17 protein-coding genes and 2 tRNA genes are annotated in these 16727 nt (G+C 48.6%); 3 read left to right on the top strand and 16 right to left on the bottom strand.

What is annotated here, in order from left to right:
- Window positions 1-117 precede the first annotated feature (117 nt).
- From ACJJIZ_RS20845 to ACJJIZ_RS20865, 5 genes are all read right to left on the bottom strand, one after another.
- On the bottom strand, window positions 118-957 hold the full coding sequence (locus ACJJIZ_RS20845; RefSeq protein WP_444914727.1) for a hypothetical protein: 840 nt from the start codon (window positions 955-957) through the stop codon (window positions 118-120).
- A 264-nt stretch (window positions 958-1221) separates the two neighbouring features.
- A complete protein-coding gene (locus tag ACJJIZ_RS20850) occupies window positions 1222-2415 on the bottom strand; it encodes a hypothetical protein (protein ID WP_444914728.1) in 1194 nt (397 codons plus the stop codon).
- A gap of 463 nt (window positions 2416-2878) precedes the next feature.
- A complete protein-coding gene (locus ACJJIZ_RS20855) occupies window positions 2879-3103 on the bottom strand; it encodes a hypothetical protein (RefSeq protein WP_444914729.1) in 225 nt (74 codons plus the stop codon).
- A 15-nt stretch (window positions 3104-3118) separates the two neighbouring features.
- Window positions 3119-3649, bottom strand: coding sequence for a hypothetical protein (locus ACJJIZ_RS20860; protein ID WP_444914730.1), 531 nt, complete (start codon window positions 3647-3649; stop codon window positions 3119-3121).
- Window positions 3650-3748: 99 nt separating this feature from the next.
- A complete protein-coding gene (locus ACJJIZ_RS20865; RefSeq protein WP_444914731.1) occupies window positions 3749-3874 on the bottom strand; it encodes a hypothetical protein in 126 nt (41 codons plus the stop codon).
- A gap of 824 nt (window positions 3875-4698) precedes the next feature.
- On the opposite strand from ACJJIZ_RS20865, the gene ACJJIZ_RS20870 reads away from it, so the two are divergent.
- The 3 genes from ACJJIZ_RS20870 to ACJJIZ_RS20880 all read left to right on the top strand — a co-directional run bounded on the left by ACJJIZ_RS20870 (window position 4699) and on the right by ACJJIZ_RS20880 (window position 9169).
- Window positions 4699-5238, top strand: coding sequence for a hypothetical protein (locus ACJJIZ_RS20870; protein WP_413664421.1), 540 nt, complete (start codon window positions 4699-4701; stop codon window positions 5236-5238).
- A gap of 204 nt (window positions 5239-5442) precedes the next feature.
- Entirely contained in the window at window positions 5443-7557 is a 2115-nt protein-coding gene (locus ACJJIZ_RS20875) for a TonB-dependent receptor family protein (protein WP_444914732.1), read from the top strand.
- A gap of 40 nt (window positions 7558-7597) precedes the next feature.
- Window positions 7598-9169, top strand: coding sequence for a PepSY domain-containing protein (locus ACJJIZ_RS20880; protein ID WP_444914733.1), 1572 nt, complete (start codon window positions 7598-7600; stop codon window positions 9167-9169).
- A 589-nt stretch (window positions 9170-9758) separates the two neighbouring features.
- On the opposite strand, the gene ACJJIZ_RS20885 is transcribed toward ACJJIZ_RS20880, so the two are convergent.
- From ACJJIZ_RS20885 to ybgC, 11 genes are all read right to left on the bottom strand, one after another.
- Window positions 9759-9834 (bottom strand) — tRNA-Lys (locus ACJJIZ_RS20885).
- A 105-nt stretch (window positions 9835-9939) separates the two neighbouring features.
- Window positions 9940-10015 (bottom strand) — tRNA-Lys (locus ACJJIZ_RS20890).
- Between the two features lie 132 nt (window positions 10016-10147).
- Complete coding sequence (gene queC / locus ACJJIZ_RS20895) at window positions 10148-10825, bottom strand: 7-cyano-7-deazaguanine synthase QueC (protein ID WP_444914734.1); 678 nt, start codon at window positions 10823-10825, stop codon at window positions 10148-10150.
- A 35-nt stretch (window positions 10826-10860) separates the two neighbouring features.
- Complete coding sequence (queE, locus tag ACJJIZ_RS20900) at window positions 10861-11520, bottom strand: 7-carboxy-7-deazaguanine synthase QueE (RefSeq protein WP_108731832.1); 660 nt, start codon at window positions 11518-11520, stop codon at window positions 10861-10863.
- A gap of 106 nt (window positions 11521-11626) precedes the next feature.
- Window positions 11627-12466 (bottom strand): tol-pal system protein YbgF, encoded by an 840-nt coding sequence (ybgF, locus tag ACJJIZ_RS20905; protein WP_413664416.1) that lies wholly within the window; start codon window positions 12464-12466, stop codon window positions 11627-11629.
- 18 nt (window positions 12467-12484) lie between these two features.
- Window positions 12485-12973, bottom strand: a complete 489-nt coding sequence (locus ACJJIZ_RS20910; RefSeq protein ID WP_444914735.1) for an OmpA family protein — start codon at window positions 12971-12973, stop codon at window positions 12485-12487.
- A gap of 99 nt (window positions 12974-13072) precedes the next feature.
- Window positions 13073-14368, bottom strand: a complete 1296-nt coding sequence (gene tolB / locus ACJJIZ_RS20915; RefSeq protein WP_444912140.1) for a Tol-Pal system beta propeller repeat protein TolB — start codon at window positions 14366-14368, stop codon at window positions 13073-13075.
- Window positions 14365-15159, bottom strand: a complete 795-nt coding sequence (gene tolA / locus ACJJIZ_RS20920; RefSeq protein ID WP_444914736.1) for a cell envelope integrity protein TolA — start codon at window positions 15157-15159, stop codon at window positions 14365-14367. The genes tolB and tolA overlap by 4 nt, the downstream gene beginning before the upstream one ends.
- A gap of 7 nt (window positions 15160-15166) precedes the next feature.
- Window positions 15167-15598 (bottom strand): protein TolR, encoded by a 432-nt coding sequence (tolR, locus tag ACJJIZ_RS20925; protein ID WP_282934232.1) that lies wholly within the window; start codon window positions 15596-15598, stop codon window positions 15167-15169.
- Between the two features lie 20 nt (window positions 15599-15618).
- On the bottom strand, window positions 15619-16308 hold the full coding sequence (tolQ, locus tag ACJJIZ_RS20930) for a protein TolQ (RefSeq protein ID WP_108731827.1): 690 nt from the start codon (window positions 16306-16308) through the stop codon (window positions 15619-15621).
- Between the two features lie 4 nt (window positions 16309-16312).
- Entirely contained in the window at window positions 16313-16717 is a 405-nt protein-coding gene (gene ybgC, locus ACJJIZ_RS20935; RefSeq protein WP_282934233.1) for a tol-pal system-associated acyl-CoA thioesterase, read from the bottom strand.
- Window positions 16718-16727 lie beyond the last annotated feature (10 nt).

A 16727-nucleotide genomic window follows, 5' to 3' on the forward strand; every position in this document is an offset into this window, starting at 1 on the left:
GCCAATGGCTTCATAAATCTCATCGAAAGTCCCTTTCAAAGACAAACTGAATCCAAGAACTTGAGCCATAGCCAATATTCTTGGAAAATAAATACTTCTACCTGAAACCCACCACAGCTACTGAATAATATTTCCCTGGTTACCGGTTCCGACCTGAGAAGCCATAGCCACCTGCCCATCATTTGTTTGTGTCGTGACATGAATATTGGAAGAACCTATCTGGGAGACAGTGGCCAATCCAGTATTTAGTCCCAACTGAGAGACTTCTACATAATTCATATCACCACTCTGGAAGGTGGTAATAGAGGAGAAAAGAGCAAAGCCCTGCCCTACCAATGCCTCGTTGAGAGTTCCATCTTGCTCGACGCTGATAAAGCTTGACTCAGTTAGGTCCCCCTGAAATAACTCGGCACTATTTTCACTCCCAAGTTGATTAATTAGCCCAGTGCTATTAAGCGCAAAATCCTCATGGATTGCTTGTGCAAAGTTCATTGTCCCAGTCTGAGTGACAGCAACAGTTCCCTGTATCCCCCCAACATCCACCTGGGCAGCAATACCCTCATTATTTGAACCGGACTGGATAACAGAGGCACTACCTGCAACAACAAAGTCATCCTGAACCACCCAACCCAAGTTACCATCGCCAGATTGACTAATTAGAGCCGTACTTTCTGAGACTTCTGCAATTTGCTCCAGAATCGCCTCATTCATCAAACCCGATTGCTCCACCGTGCCCATATTCAAATCTGTAAGTGCTCCCTGTAAAACAGACACTTGATGTGAGTCTCCGGTTTGGGTTATTGAAACGGTATTGTTGGTGCTGGTGGGATTAGACTGATCTACTGTTGCCAGATGTCCGTTGCCGTCCTGGTCAATATCAGTCGTATTATTGCCGCCCATAGAGTGACCACTGACAGCAAATGCAGCTATTGCCGAAACTAAAGTCCAAATTTTCATTTAAACGATCCCTTACATATAAATCGCACCCCATGCATCAAACATGGGGTGCAGTAAAACTGCCCAAATCACAATCTAAAAGCTATTTGAAGATTTGAGTTAAATGTCAAAACCAGATAGAAGAAAATTAACAGGAGAAACAAGTAAATTGCCTTGAAAGCTACCACCTGAATCTCAAGTATCAGATTAAGCAAAAGACTGGAACTCCGAAGCCGTATAGTATCTATCAGTATTCACACTAAAATTGCGAAGCCCCAGTCAAACTTATTGAAAAATAAATCCGTTATTTAAAGTGCCGTTTTGTGTTGCAATCGCCGTCTGAGAGTCGAGTGTTTGCTCAGTCACATGTTGGTTCATATCTCCCACTTGAGTAGTAGTCGCATTGCTGAGCGCGTTTCCCATCTGAGAAATGGATAACACATTGCTGACACCATTTTGCAGTGAAGTTGCCGTTACTGGTTCTGCAGCAATTTGTATAAGCATTGCTTCATTCGACTCCCCAATTTGAGTGAGGGTTGCGACGGAAAAAGCAGTACCACCCGCCTGCTGAGTGAGCCCCATATTCGTGGTACCAGACTGGCTTACACTACCTACACTGGAGCTGACTGCTGCTACCTGAACTCCACCACCGAAGTTTCCATTACCCACCTGATTCACATTGACAGTGCTTCCTCTAACATTGTCTTGCTGCAGCGACCCACCAAAGTTGCCATCACCAATCTGTGTAATTGAAACTGTACTGGCGATAACTCCATTTTCCTGATCAGAGTCAATTTCATTCATATTTCCGGATTGGAGAACATTAATCGTGGAAGAAGAAACTATCATTATTTGTTCACCCACAAATAGATTTTGATTGCCAACTTGATCAACGAAAATAGAACTAAATTCCACGTCACTCTGCTGACCAATTTGAGCCATATTATCGTTGCCAATTTGATTCAGGGTGATAGCACTTCCTAAAACATCAAATACCTGGCCCATTATTATCGCATCATTCATGTCGCCAGTTTGGGTCACTGCAATACTGGAAGCCTCTGTGTCAGTCTGGGTAATGGTCATAAAATTCATCTGGCCAGACTGATTCAGCTCTTGAGTGGAACCTAATGACTCAAACTGCTCCGCAGCCACCTCATTAGCATCACCAAGCTGATTTATTTCGATCGAGCTGGCCTCAGTGATAAATTGCTGGAAAGACTCGGCCATATTGCCATCACCCTCTTGGTAGTGGATCATGGTATTACTCACCGCATCTCCCGACTGTGTCGATGATGAAAAATTTCCATCACCAATTTGAGTCACATCAATCAGGTTGTTTATGGCCGTAGGGTCAACCTGGTTGGCATTAGCCGTATTACCAATTCCCTGCTGATCTATTAACGTCGTATTATTACTGGCCATCGCACTTCCACTCACTGCGGCCAATATAACTAGAGCTACAGGCTTCAACTTCCTCATAATTCAATCCTTCATTAACTATTCAAGCTTTTCTTGGGACTCAACTTAGAGGGCCTCATCAACAACATCGATACCAATAGGCATGCCGGCGTAAGGCATGCGCAAAATCCAATTTAGCGCCATCCCTACTCCAAACAGCAGTATCCACCAAAGAAGTGTTAAAGCTCGCCAAACCCGAGCGCTGAGGCAATAAAATTGACACAGGCAATTATGCGAACAACAAATCCCAAGAGGAATTGACATGCACTGGCACAAGGTCACTTGCGATAATGAACGACTGAATATTTAGAAACTATTCTCAAATCGCTGATCATGGGCCGACCAACTACTGGGTAAGAGTTAACGATAAGCGGCGATACAGCTATAAGAAGGAAGTGGGGAAAAACTAGGAACAAAGTTTGGGATTAAATTTCTGTGCCACACAGATCAGAACCTAGCAGCACAGAAATCAAAGAACTGACTGCTACTGTAAAATTGTGCCGGTATTACTTACTCCAGACTGTGTCGCTATTGCCGTCTCGGCGGTACCCGCTTGAGAGGTAACATGCATATTCAATGTACCCGTTTGGGATATTGTGGCAACACCCGTAGTGATATTGTTCTGATCAATATTTACATCATTGGAGTCGCCGGTTTGCAACACTGTAGCGCTGGTAAAGAAGGCATTTCCTTGATCCAGCGTAGACATATTCATATCACCAAACTAGTCGACAATCATAGTTGAATTTTCAACCGTAAACACCTGTTCCAGGAGCGCCATATTGTCATTAGCCATTTGCAACAGCTCCATCACAAGAAAGCTAACCGAACCTAGCTGATCCAGGGCTGCGACATTTCCAACGCCATCTTGGATACCAATCATTGTACTATCGCTAATAACAAAGTTTTGATTGACATCCATTTGGTTCATCTGCCCTATTTGAGTAGCAACCAAAGTAGAGTTCACTGCCTGCTGTTGCAATGCAAAACTGGGCCCGACCGTGTTCATGTCTCCTTGCTGATTTATCGTCATGGTACTTGCAGTAGTACCACCAAGACCCCGAACATTATTGTCAACCAGATTCATATTCCCAACTTGCTGCACAGTCAAACTACTGTCCGAAAGATTATCCACCTGGATACTCATCACTGTATTCGCATCACCGGATTGGAACTGTGTTAACTGGACATTGGTAGCACTATTGTACTGTTCAGAGGTAGCTAAATTACCATTACCAATTTGCGTCTGAGTCACCACTGCAGTAGTTACATTGGTGTATTGCTCTGCAGCAACCTGATTACCATCCCCAGTTTGGGACTGTATGACTTGGCTAAAATTGACCGTGGCATCTGATTAATCTGACAAGGCACTATTTCCAATCCCATTTTGCTCAACGACGGTGGAATTACTGTCTGCAAAAGAGTGAGAGCTTAGCACCGCCAAACAGATGGCGGCAGTTACGGGGGTTACGGTTTTCATTTGGGCAATCCTTACCTGGTAGAAAATATCTCGCGTTAAAACCAGCTCCTTTACCTACACAGATCGAACCGCACTACTCAGAAATCAAACCCGCAACATCAAGGTAAGTACCATTCACCGTAATTGGTGACACGGAAAACTTGAGGAGATAGCACCTCCAAAAGCGCGACGCTATTCTCAGTAGCAGAACCTTTAACTTCTGTTAGCTGGAGATCCCTCGCCACTGTGCCAAGACGCAATTCAAAGGCTTAATAAATGTTATCAGCAAAAGCTGAGCCATCTATAGGAAGAAAGTGTCCAAGAACTGGGTGAAATGTCTTAGAAAGAATAGAAGTTGCAGGTTTAGTGCCCTCTAGAAAGAACTAAGAAAACCAGACATTGATGATTATAAGAAAGGAATTGTTGGATGCACTGGTTTTATACCTACAGTCAGCCGATTAAAAGTCGAGATATAAAGCTTATACTAGCCTTGTTTTGGAGATATCTCACTAAACCAACCATAACTTTGCATAACGACTCACCACTCTATCCAAAACAGGTTCGACAAGCCTCTATTTACTGCCACTAAAACTCGACTCCTCCAATATCAATTAGTATGGAAATATTTTGTCTGCCAAGAACAATATACGAATGTGGAATTGGGTAACCAGCCACCAAAAATCATCCAGCAGAATCACGCCAAACCTATCAGCAGATTTTTTACTAGAGATCGAGGTTGCCAACGGCAATGGTATTTTTACCATAGAAAGCAACTCCCAGCCCTTGATAACTCTCAATAAGTAGAGCAGAATGCGCCTCAAATTATCACTTCGCAAGTACCAGCTTTGTCAATCTGCTACTTTACCAAAACCAAACAATCACGAGGCGCACGAAACCTACTGCCTCGTATAGCGTTGTTTTTATTTTTGGTACAAGCGTTGATTCCCACTGGGTACATGCCAGCCTCGATCGCTACTGATGGTACAGCTATCAAACTCTGTCCTAGTGGCGTCTCACCAGAAGTAATGGCGATTATTCATCAGGGACATAATCAAAAGCCATTAAGCAGCGGTACAAAGAGCGAGCAGAATCACCACTCCCATCATCAACATATACACCATGAGATGGCGAGTATGTCAGCCGATAAAGTTGCTGAAAGTACAGATCATGATCACCATGCCGAAGGTAATTGGCAGCTGGACTGCAAGTTTGGTATTGCAAAGCCAAATTCCGAAGTAACATTTTTATCTACCCCTTATCTATCTAGCCTGTCAAAAACACGCTATATCCAGCAGCGACACTTGGCTGAGGAAGTAATCGCCAGCCTACATCGCAAACAGCAGCAGCGCGCTCCTCCCTTCTTCACCTCTTTGTCCACAATTTAAGTCTTTGCTCTTCACTTTTTGGGCTCGTTTACGCCTGCCCAAATCATGAAGCCAGTAAGGCATTCGATATAAGCAAATCAGCTTGCTCGTAGATACTACCAATCTAGTATCAGAGCACCTGTGCCTGTCGCTATATCGTCTGCGTTACAGCATCTAATTTATTTTATCGGCACGCTACATAGCGTTCCGACAGGATACCTATACATGAAAATTACTCGAAAGCTGCTCATCTCCTTAGCACTTATTGCTATCAGTAGCGCGCCTCAAGCTAAAGGCCAAGATCATCAATCCCAGTCAATTGAGGAGGTTGTAGTTACAGCTGATATCGACAATTCACTATCTGCACACTCTGCAAGTGAAGCAATTCATAACCTTCAGCGTGTTCCAGGGGGAGTTGACTTGGTTCGTGCCGAAGACTATTTAGTTGAGTTTACGCAGAGTATTGGTGACGCGCTGAAGTTCACACCCGGCGTTTACGCAGACACTTCAGCGCAGCGTGACAATCGAATTTCTATTCGGGGATCCGCTGCGAATGCTACTTATGAACGCCGAGGAATTACTGTATTGCGTGATGGAGTACCGATTTCACGTGCCAGTGGCAGCACCGAGTATCAAGAAATAGATCCACTATCTATTGACTATATCGAGATCTATAAAGGATCAAACGGCCTTCGTTATGGTGCAGCTTCACTGGGAGGTGCAATCAATGTGGTAACACCGACGGGAGCTACGTCAAAAGCTGGAAGTAATATAAGGTTGGAAAGCGGGTCATTCGATACATACCGAACCAGTATTAACACTAAAGGAAGAAATGACGCTTTTGATTATTACGGTGCGGTAACCAAACTAAATAGCAGTGGATTTAGAGAACATTCCGAAGTCGACAGTATTTATAGCTTTGGTAATGTTGGCTACAAATTTAGTGACAACTTAGAAACTCGCTTTTTCCTAACCGCATTGCAAGACAATTTTGAGCTGGCTGGCTCTTTGACACACGACCAAGCACTAAGCAATCCTGACATGTCGCCAGAATCAAATATTGAACGCGACATGGATCGAAACCTTGATGTATTTCGCTTATCAAATCGAACAGTTTTTGCACTGGATTCGCTCACTATTGAAGCCGGGGCTTGGCTAGCAACAAGATATTTGGATCACGCTATAACACCATATGCCGGCATCATTGAGCAAAGCGGAATGGAGTTTGGTATATCTACTGATATTACTGGTGATTTCCAACTGGATATCACTGATATTTCCTGGGTTATAGGTATAACCCATGCTGAAAGTAACAATGAGTCAGAACTGTTTGCGTACTCTGAGGGCCCTTTTAGCCCAACACCAACTGCCGAGAAGGGGGATTTATCAAGTAAAGATGATCGGAATGCGACGAATACTGTCATCTATGGACAGCTAGACTTTTCCCTAAGCGAGTCACTTAACCTAATCGCAGGAGCTCAATATATTAGTAGCGTCAGAGAAAACAAAAATATCTTTAACTCTGACCCCGCTCAGGATACGGGTGGACCGGAAGATGACACCGGTAAGTTGAGCTTCGAAAAATTCAATGGGCGTCTTGGTGTTATTTATACCCTACAAGATGAAAATCAGCTATACGCTAATGTGAGTGAAGGTTATGAGCCACCAGGAATAACTGATCTAACTTCGGGTGGAGCGGATCCATTTACAATTCTTGATGCACAAGAGTCATTGACTTTTGAGGTTGGCTCTCGCGGGCAGAAAGGTATTGTAAGCTGGGACGCATCTATTTATCACAGTGAAATTAGCAACGAATTTGTAGACGTTGGGCAGTCCGGGTTTAGCGGCGAAACAACAAGTACAGAAAACGCAAGAGGTAACACACTACACAAAGGTGTCGAGCTTGGTCTCGATATACAAATAAATAAGAATATTCTCTGGCGGAACATCTATAACTATAACGACTTTTGCTTTGATAATGATCCGGATAGAGGGGATAACAAGTTACCTGGAATACCTCAATCAATCTACGCCAGCGAATTGAAATACTCGAGCAATGGCAGGTGGTATGCAGGCATTAACTTGCGACATATTGCCAACGGAGCCTACGTTGACTACGCCAACACTGAAAGAACTGCGGGATATGAATTAATTGGCATTATTGCCGGTATCTCGATAAACGAAGCGATCGACTTATTTGCATCTGCGGAAAACCTAACCGACGAAAAATATATCTCAAATGTGTCAACAGTATCAGATCTTAGTATGGCTTCCAGTAATTCAGTTTTTACTCCAGGTCAAGGTCGCGCCTTCTATGTTGGTGTCAGCACTAACTTTTAATAGCCCCTCACAGTAGGAAATACATAAGCGAGGTAGCTTGATGAAACTGCAATTCATTAGATGGCACAGATTCCTAACCTGGATAGCTTTTTTTGGTGTTGTAACTTGGTCTTTGTCTGGAATATTCCATCCAATAATGGCTTGGTTTGGTCCGCAAGCCAAAAATACAATGCCACCCACGTTTCAAGCCAATGCAGAGACCTTATATAAACTTGAAAAAATTGTTGACAAGCTGCCTATCGAAAGGGCGGCTATCGCTAAAGTTGTTCCTTCAAGTGAGGGTAATCTACTGCAGATTACAGAAGCTGATAACAGTCCAAGGCGTTATTTCAACCTTGAAACTGGAAGTGAGTTGTTTGATCATGATATAGCACAAGCAAAGTGGCTCACATCTCATTACTTGGACTTACCACAAGAAAATATTATTGATGTTAAATTCAAGGAGAGCTTTAGCACTGATTACCCGCGAGTTAATCGCCTGCTGCCAGTTTATGAGGTGACCATTGCCGCCGACGATAATTTACTCAAAGCTTTTATCTACACCGAAACAGGTGCCTTAGCTGCTTTAAACAATAGTTTTAAAGCCAAAACTCAACTATTTTTCAGAGCGCTACATACCTGGAGCTGGCTAGATACTACCGGCCATGGGCGTGTGCTCACTGTTGCACTATTTATGTTGACGCTTGTAGTGATAGCTTCAACGGGACTCTATCTGATTTTTGCACTCCCCAGCCGCAAAATTCCCAAGTCTAATCGACGCTGGCATCGCCGCCTCGGATACCTACTTTGGCTGCCATTACTTGGCTGGTCAGCAAGCGGGTTTTACCACTTATTACAGGCAGAATACATACAGCCCATTTCAGGCTTGCGACTGCTTGAACCTGTGCAACTGGAAAGCTTTGCAGTTGCGGAAAGCGAGATGGCTCAGTGGCGGCATAGCATAGGGAGTAGCATTCCTAAGAAAGCGCATTTAAATGCTATTTCGCTCAATCAGTCCATCGATAAAAAACCACTTTATCGACTTGGAATTAGCGTTCCGATTGAAGAGTCAATGTCCAATTACCAACAGCGTAAAGCACGCTTTGGCGGACTGCCTCTGGAAAGATCATCAGCTTTAATCAACGCTCAAACAGGGGAGAAAGAGTCGGTTAAGGATCAGGACTTGGCCAAAGAACTAGCTCTACAATTCATCCAATCTAATAGCAATACAATCGACAATAGTAAAATTGATGAAATCAAGCTGGTTACACACTTTGGCCCAAACTATGACTTCCGCAATAAACGATTACCAGTTTGGCAGGTCGACTTGAACGACCCAGCCGGTAGCAGGTATTTTGTTGACCCAGTAACAGGTATTTTAGTTGACCAAAATCGAAAGATTGACCGATTGGAATCACTTTCATTTTCACTGCTTCACAAGTGGAATTTTTTACGCCCATTAATAGGAGCTGAAAAGCGTGACATATTGATTGTAATTACATTACTCGCCTTAATTGCAATGTCCTGCTTTGGATTGGCTATTTATTTAGCACGCAGAAAGCCAAGAGCTAGGAGGGTTGGTTCCAGCCTACCCCCTCAGGAAGCGTCTGGCTACATTAAAGCCTCGAATTAGAACTAGCCTTTTTCTCAGGCAAAACTCTCGGTCAAGAGCAGCCCCTGCGCCCAGGATCTACCCTTGACTGAGAGACTTATAGGGCAGAATAACCTAAAGGCTATACACGCCCCCTTTTAAGCTCAAGTGTTAACCACAATTATCGATAAAGGTGTTTTTACTGTCTCGAACTGACTTTTTATCTTAGCTAAAAGTTTCCACAGCAGCTTATCTTCCTCATGCAACCTTGACACCAACGAGCACTAAATCGTGTTCATTGCCGACCTGGCGAGACTCTCTAACTCGGCAAAAGCCGCCGCCAAGCCCCACATAAGGCACTCTAAAGTAAATAGCGGCTATTGAGCCCAGGGTTAAGCACACACAACTCAAAGCACCCCCTGGCGAGCACATCAGTGTAGTCGGCGAGCCCTAAAAATACGGAAGATTCTGATAAATCACCATACAAGTAAAATTCACCATTTAGAATCGAAAACGAAAGGAGCTGATTAATACAGCAAATAAGCAAGGTGATAGAAAGTCTGAAACTAGCCCACAAGTACGAAGGTAATACAGAGAAAATGGTTAATTGACGGTGGGGAAAAAGGAGAGATGGTGGGTCGTGCTGGATTCGAACCAGCGACCAATTGGTTAAAAGCCAACTGCTCTACCAACTGAGCTAACGACCCCCAGGATGGTTGGACTAACTTGGTAACGGTCCAACTTGGGTTGTTTTTACCTTCGCGCAGAAGTGTAAAAACTGGGTGGGCTGCCTTAGGCATCCCTGTCGAAAATGGTGGGTCGTGCTGGATTCGAACCAGCGACCAATTGGTTAAAAGCCAACTGCTCTACCGACTGAGCTAACGACCCTTTTCGATGCCTCGTTGTGAGGAGCTGCGTATCTTACGGATCTATTTCGAAAAGACAATACCTAACTCGAAAAAAAATCTAACAAATTTAAGGAGTTAGGTATTTGTTCAAAAAATTGGCGCCAACGGCCAATTAAGGTACGTAGACCGTGGGGTCCCCCAGGCCGGCCTCTGCGAAGCCGGCAGCCCTCAGGCGGCAACTGTCGCAGCGACGGCAGGCAGCGCCATCTGGCAAGGCTTGGTAGCAGGACACAGTTAAACTGTAGTCCACCCCTAAGCGGGTTCCTTCGGTAACAATATCCGCCTTGCTCATGTCCATCAGCGGCGCTCGTATAGACAGCTTGTTGCCCTCGACACCGGCCCTGGTAGCCAGGTTGGCCATCTTCTCGTAGGCCTCAATATATTCCGGGCGGCAATCCGGATAGCCGGAGTAGTCCACGGCGTTCACACCCACGAAAATATCCTGGGCGCCCAGCACCTCTGCCCAACCCAGGGCAATAGACAGGAATACCGTGTTTCGCGCCGGCACATAGGTCACCGGAATACCGGAGGTTTCCTCTTCGGGTACTTCGATAGAGTCATCGGTCAACGCCGATCCGCCGATTGAGCGCAGGTCGAGCTTAACCACCTTGTGCTCAACGGCCCCCAAGTCCTTCGCCACCTTCTGCGCAGCCAATAGTTCTGCCTCGTGGCGCTGGCCATAATCAAAGCCCAGGGCGTAGCACTCGTAGCCCTCAGCGCGAGCCATGGCCAGTACGGTGGCTGAGTCCAGGCCACCGGATAGCAAGATTACTGCTTTCTTTGCTGTCATTTTTTCCTCTTTTCTTGATGTGGCGCTGCGGCGCTTTATACGCCTGGGATGTCGCCCCACAACAGCTTGTGCATTTGCATCTGCATACGCACCGGTAACCCATCCTCCAGTATCCATTCAGCTAGCTGGCGCGGCTGCAGCTGCTCGTAGCTGGGGGAGAAAAGCACCTCTCCAACCCGCTCAGGTATGCGGTACTGATCCAGGGTGAATCGAGCCCAGTCGTAATCCCCGCGATCACAGATCACAAACTTGATCTGGTCCTGGCGAGTGAGTACTTGCATATTCTCCATACGGTTGCGGTGCTGCTCCCCGGAGGCCGGCGTTTTCAGGTCGACCACTCTCGATACCCGCTCATCCACTTTATCCACAGGCATAGCGCCACTGGTCTCAAGGGACACCGCATAGCCCGCATCGCAAAGCGCCTTCATCAGGGGGAAACAATTAGGCTGAGCCAGGGGCTCACCACCGGTAACGCACACATGGCGAGCGGGATGGCTTTGCACCTGCTGCAAAATCTGCTCCAGCGTCATGCGCTCGCCGCCGTAAAAGGCGTACTCGGAATCGCAATAGGTACAGCGTAACGGGCAGCCCGTCAGGCGTACAAACACCGTAGGAAGGCCACTTTCTCGCGCTTCTCCCTGAAGGGAGTAGAAAATTTCACTGATTCTGAGTGATTCTTTGGAAAGATCGGTCATACACACCCAACACAAAAACGCCCGAGTGGCACATGCCACCCGGGCGCGGGATCATAGGCTTTTTCTGCTCAAAAAACCAGCGATGGCAGTCAGTAGCGGCTGAAGGCTACTGGAAGTTCTCCTGCAGATACTTCTTCGCCAGATTCGACGCTCTGGCGTCACTGGCTGCCACCTGCTCCAGCAAGTTGCGGGCTTTTTGTTGGTCGCCCAGCTGGTGATAAACAGTACCCAGCTTGTAGCGGCCATCCCAGACTTTACTGGAATTCGGGTAACCGTCGAGGAGGGCTACGAACCACTCCCGAGCCTCTTCCAGGTTGCCTTGAACCAGTGCAATCTCACCCAGCCAGTAATTCGCATTCGGGGCGTACTGACCATTGGGGAAGTCCTGCAACAGGCTTTTGAACTCTTCACTGGCGCCGCCGTAATCGCCATTGCGGGCCAAGCCAAAGCTGGCCTGGTAGCGGTCGCGCTCGCTCTTTCCGTCTTTCGGGCCCTGGGGTTTAGGCGGCATTGCTGAGCCCCCCTGCCCTTGCATGGACGAAGCACCGCCTTCAGCGGTAGACGGCGGCTGAGCCGCTGGCTCTGTACCACTCAGGCGCGCAATACGCCGGTCCAGATCCATATAATCTTCGGTGCGCTGCTGTTTGAGACGCTTGATCTCATGGCGCAACTCTTCAACTGTGCCACGCAACTCCCGCACTTCCTGCTGCAAAACCTGCATTTGATAGTAGGCTTCGGCCTGGGGGTTGCCCTGGGCTCGGGGTGGTGACATACCGGCGCGGGCGAGCTGTGTCGGAGCACTGCTTTCCACTTCATCGGTATAAGTAATGGTCGACTGGTCCTGGCTCTTAGAAGACAGGTCTACAATCGGGGCCTGGGAAAATACCGGCGATGCCGCAGTCATTACTGCTGCGGCGATCGCTAGTTTTCTAATCGTTAAAGCCATTGGCATCCATTTTTACGATTAGTTAATAACAACGCGACGGTTCATCGCACGGGCAGATTCGTTAGAACCCATTTGAGCCGGACGCTCTTCACCGTAGCTGATTACTTCCAGGTTAGCTGCGTCTACGCCTTGCAGTACCAAAAAGTCGCGAACGGCATTGGCACGACGCTCACCCAGAGCCAGGTTGTACTCGCGAGTACCCAGTTCGTCAGCGTGGCCTTCCAGGCGAACAGAACCGGTGGCAGCGCGCATACGATCAGCGTGACGGATCAGCAGTTCACGGGTTTCGGGCTTCAGCAGGGACTGGTCGAAATCGAAGTAAACTACGTTTTCCAGAGGTGCTACAGGCTCTTTCGGGGTATCAAATTCGGTGGTTTCAACCGCGGTATTATTTGCGGTTTCATCAACGATGGTCTCCCCGCCAGTCTTGGTGTCATTGCTGCTACAACCAGCCATTACTGCCAATACACAGGCTAACCCAAGGCCTGTTTTTACTGATTTCAACATAAGCTACTCCGCTTTATATATAGTGTTATCGAAAATCCTGAAAGATTTCTACTTGCTCTAATTCACACCCTTCGCTTAAGCGCGTCGGGCACCCCCGCCTTATTCAAAGTACGGCGACCAGGCCGGTTCACGGACATCACCCCTCTGAGAGGGCAGGTTGTACTTCACCCCGGCATCCAGCGACACCGCTGCCAGAATACCTTTATCCCCACGTTTGGTAGCGTACATCAACATGGCCCCATTCGGCGCGATACTAGGGGATTCGTCCAGCGTAGTCTCCGTAAGGACACGCACTCTGCCCGAGTTGATATCCATCGTAGCGATGGTAAATACGCCCCTATTACGATGCACCATCACCAGTGTCTTTCCATCGGGAGAAACACGGGGCCGCGCATTGTAATCGCCATCGAAGGTTAAGCGGTCGACTTGACCAGTGGCAAGAGTCAATTGGTAAATTTGTGGCTTCCCTCCCCTATCGGAGGTGAAAACCAGTGATTTACCATCTGGCATCCAGTTCGGCTCGGTATCAATGGAGAAGTGCCTTGTCATTCTTGTCAGCTTATTACTGACCAGATCCAGCACGTAGATCTCCGGGTTGCCGTCCTTGGAGAGCACCATCGCCAGTTTGGTTCCATCCGGGGACCAGGTCGGCGAACTGTTGATGCCCTTGAAGTTAGTTAATTGCTTGCGCGCACCCGTGCGCAGGTTCTCGCGGAAAATTGCCGGGCGCCCGGTTTCAAAGGAGACGTAGGCGAGCTCCTGGCCATTGGGGGACCACATGGGAGACATCACCGGCGCGCTGAAACGGCGGATCTGCTTGGCGCGAGCACCATCGATATCTGCACGCATCAGCAGATAGCTGGGCTTGCCGCCACGAGTCTCTTCCTGCACGTACACCATTTCCGTGGAGAAGGCACCGCGAATACCGGTGATAGCTTCAAAGATCTCATCGGCGGCGCGGTGGGCGATATCCCGCAGCTGGGTCTGCCCGCCGCGCACTTGCTTGGTGAACATTTTGTGCTGGCCGAAAACATTGACCAGATCAAAAGTGAGCAGGTAACCGGTGGCCTGCGGCTCAATGCGGCCGGTCACAATATACTCAGTGCCGAGGATACGCCAGTCGCGGAATACCACGTCTTCCGGGGCCTTGGGGAAAGACAGCATGTCTTCTTTGGGCACAGGGGAGAAAAGGCCACTGCGGCGAAGGTCTGAGGAAATAATCCCGGAAACATCTTCCGCCAGTACTCCGCCACCAGACCAGCTGAATGGGGACACAGCGATCGGTGTGGGGTCATCGATACCGCTGGTGATATCCACCACCAGCTGGGCTCGGGCACCCAGGCTCACCGAGGCGATTGCAATAATGACGACTGTCTTGAGTAAACTCTTGATCATTGGCGCAGATCTTCGACTTTAAAGTTCAAAATGGTTGTGCGGACTTCCCGCTCGAATATCACCGGTTCTTCCCGGGCCAGGTCGGCCACTTCGGGAAATACCTCCACTTTTTTGATAGCGGTCAGTACCGAGCGATCCAGGGCGGCATTACCACTGCCCTCGACGATATTAGCTGCCACCACCCGGCCGGTGGGGACAAAGTTTATTCTCACCTTGGTAAGCATACCGTTTCGGGCACTGGGCGGGCGACTCCATACCGCCTCAATTTGCTGCTGGATCGCCTGGCCAACGGACATCACCGCTTGCTCGGCCTCATTCGCATCCAGCAGTTCCTCTTCATCCTGGAGGGCCTCATCAAAAGAACTCTGGCGCTCTTGGGCCAGCTTCTCCTTCAGCTCTTTTTCTTTGCGCGCCTTCTCTTGCTGCTCTTTCTCGCGACGGGCTTTCTCTGCCTGTGCCTTGCGATCAGCTTCGACTTTCGCTTTGCGTTTCTTTTCCGCCTCGAGCTTTTTCTTCTGCTCCAGGGCCGCGCGGCGCTTACGTTCGACCTCTGCCTTGCGTTTTTGCTCCGCAGCGCGATCGGCACGCTGTTTTATTTTATCGACCTTTTTCGGCAGTTTCTTCTTCGGTGTTGCCGCTTCAATCGTCACCAGCTTAGCCTGCACAAACTTTGGCATCGGTTTGCGCTCAGGCATACTGCTGGCTTCCCAGCCGTAGGTCATGGCAGCTATCAACGCCCCGTGCAACACGAGGCTGATGATAATCGCCAATGCATAAAAGCCTTTATTCACCGGCACCCTACCCCTGAGGTGGCTCTGTCACCAGGCCGACGCTGGGCGCTCCCGCCTGCTGCAGTTCGGTCATGGCATTGACGATCAGGCCATAGCGGGCCTCGGTGTCACCCCACACCAAAACCGGGGTTCCCGGCTTTTGGCGCAATACCTTAGCGACCGTTTGTTTAATTTCTGCGAGCGGCTTGGCGCTCTTCTCGTCAGTCCCCAGGTTTAGGTAATAGGTGCCATCGGAGCGCACAGAAATAATCAGCGGCTCCTCATCAGTTTCCTCCATCGGCGCCGACGGCGCGTTTGGAAGGTCGACTTTGACCCCCTGCATCAACAATGGTGCCGTGACCATAAAGACAATTAGCAGCACCAGCATTACGTCAATGTAGGGCACCACATTGATCTCGGAGACCAGCTTCTTCTTGGTTCCCTTGCGAAACACACTCATAGGGTTCGCCTATTCACTACTCAGCCGGAATGCACTTTGCGGTGCAGGATAGAGGAAAACTCCTCGGCGAAAGTTTCGTAGCTGGACAACAGCGATTCGGCCTTGGCGGAATAGCGGTTAAAAGCCATTACCGCAGGAATTGCCGCAAACAGGCCCATAGCCGTAGCCACCAACGCCTCACTGATACCAGGTGCGACCGTAGCAATAGTGGCCTGGTGCATAGTGGCGAGGCCACGGAAGGAATTCATAATCCCCCACACAGTGCCAAACAGGCCGATATAAGGACTGACAGAGCCCACGGTTGCCAGGAACGGCAGGTTCATTTCCACCTTTTCCTGCTCCCGGGACATAGCCACACGCATGGCCCGCTCAGTGCCTTCCATCACCGCTTCAGGGCCGCTGCTGCCCTGTTGGCGCAGGCGGGTAAACTCGGTAAAACCGGCGCGGAAAAGGGACTCAACACCATCGGTTCGGCCTTTTTCCGCTCGCTCGTTACCTTCGCGGAAGAGTTTGTTCAGGTCGGCACCGGACCAAAAGCGGCGTTCGAAATTGTTCAGGGAGCGCTTGGCCTGGGACAGGTAAAGCCCACGCTGGATAATCATCACCCAGGACACCACAGAGGCCAGTAACAGCAGCAGCATAACTAACTGTACCAACAGGCTGGCGTTCTGGATTAGCCCCCAAAGAGAAAGTTGTTCACCGGCGTTCATCTTCTTAAATAACTGCCTTTAATGCTGAATAAATAGGTTCCGGCAGGGCACAGGGCCTGCGGCTGTCGTCAGCGACACAAGCAACTTTGACCACACCTTCGCAAATTAGCTCATCGCCGCGCCAGATTTTTTGCTCAAAAGTCACTGCGGCCCGCCCCAGTTTGCCAATCGAGGCCGTAGCGCGCAATGCATCATCAAGAAGTGCGGACTTTCGATACTGGATCTCGGCGGAGTGCACCACCAGTAACAGCCCCTGTTCCGGCATTGCCGGCTTATCATACCCGAGGGAGCGCAGCAGTTCTGTGCGCGCGCGCTCCATATACTTCAAATAATTGACGTAATAAACGATACCACCTGCGTCGGTATCCTCGATATAAACCCGCAGCGGAATACTGAAAACTTCCTTCACCCCATCCTCT

The sequence above is a fragment of the Microbulbifer maximicatervae (SeqCode) genome, from assembly GCF_052467225.1.

Excerpts from the sequence above, each read along its gene's own strand:
- queE (WP_108731832.1), bottom strand. The coding sequence starts at position 11,520 with ATGACCGATCTTTCCAAAGAATCACTCAGAATCAGTGAAATTTTCTAC.
- queC (WP_444914734.1), bottom strand. The coding sequence starts at position 10,825 with ATGACAGCAAAGAAAGCAGTAATCTTGCTATCCGGTGGCCTGGACTCA.
- ACJJIZ_RS20845 (WP_444914727.1), bottom strand. The coding sequence starts at position 957 with ATGAAAATTTGGACTTTAGTTTCGGCAATAGCTGCATTTGCTGTCAGT.
- tolR (WP_282934232.1), bottom strand. The coding sequence starts at position 15,598 with ATGAGTGTGTTTCGCAAGGGAACCAAGAAGAAGCTGGTCTCCGAGATC.
- tolQ (WP_108731827.1), bottom strand. The coding sequence starts at position 16,308 with ATGAACGCCGGTGAACAACTTTCTCTTTGGGGGCTAATCCAGAACGCC.
- tolB (WP_444912140.1), bottom strand. The coding sequence starts at position 14,368 with ATGATCAAGAGTTTACTCAAGACAGTCGTCATTATTGCAATCGCCTCG.
- ACJJIZ_RS20850 (WP_444914728.1), bottom strand. The coding sequence starts at position 2,415 with ATGAGGAAGTTGAAGCCTGTAGCTCTAGTTATATTGGCCGCAGTGAGT.
- ACJJIZ_RS20855 (WP_444914729.1), bottom strand. The coding sequence starts at position 3,103 with ATGTCTACGCTGGATCAAGGAAATGCCTTCTTTACCAGCGCTACAGTG.
- ACJJIZ_RS20875 (WP_444914732.1), top strand. The coding sequence starts at position 5,443 with ATGAAAATTACTCGAAAGCTGCTCATCTCCTTAGCACTTATTGCTATC.
- ACJJIZ_RS20910 (WP_444914735.1), bottom strand. The coding sequence starts at position 12,973 with ATGTTGAAATCAGTAAAAACAGGCCTTGGGTTAGCCTGTGTATTGGCA.
- ACJJIZ_RS20880 (WP_444914733.1), top strand. The coding sequence starts at position 7,598 with ATGAAACTGCAATTCATTAGATGGCACAGATTCCTAACCTGGATAGCT.
- ACJJIZ_RS20865 (WP_444914731.1), bottom strand. The coding sequence starts at position 3,874 with ATGAAAACCGTAACCCCCGTAACTGCCGCCATCTGTTTGGCGGTGCTA.
- ybgF (WP_413664416.1), bottom strand. The coding sequence starts at position 12,466 with ATGGCTTTAACGATTAGAAAACTAGCGATCGCCGCAGCAGTAATGACT.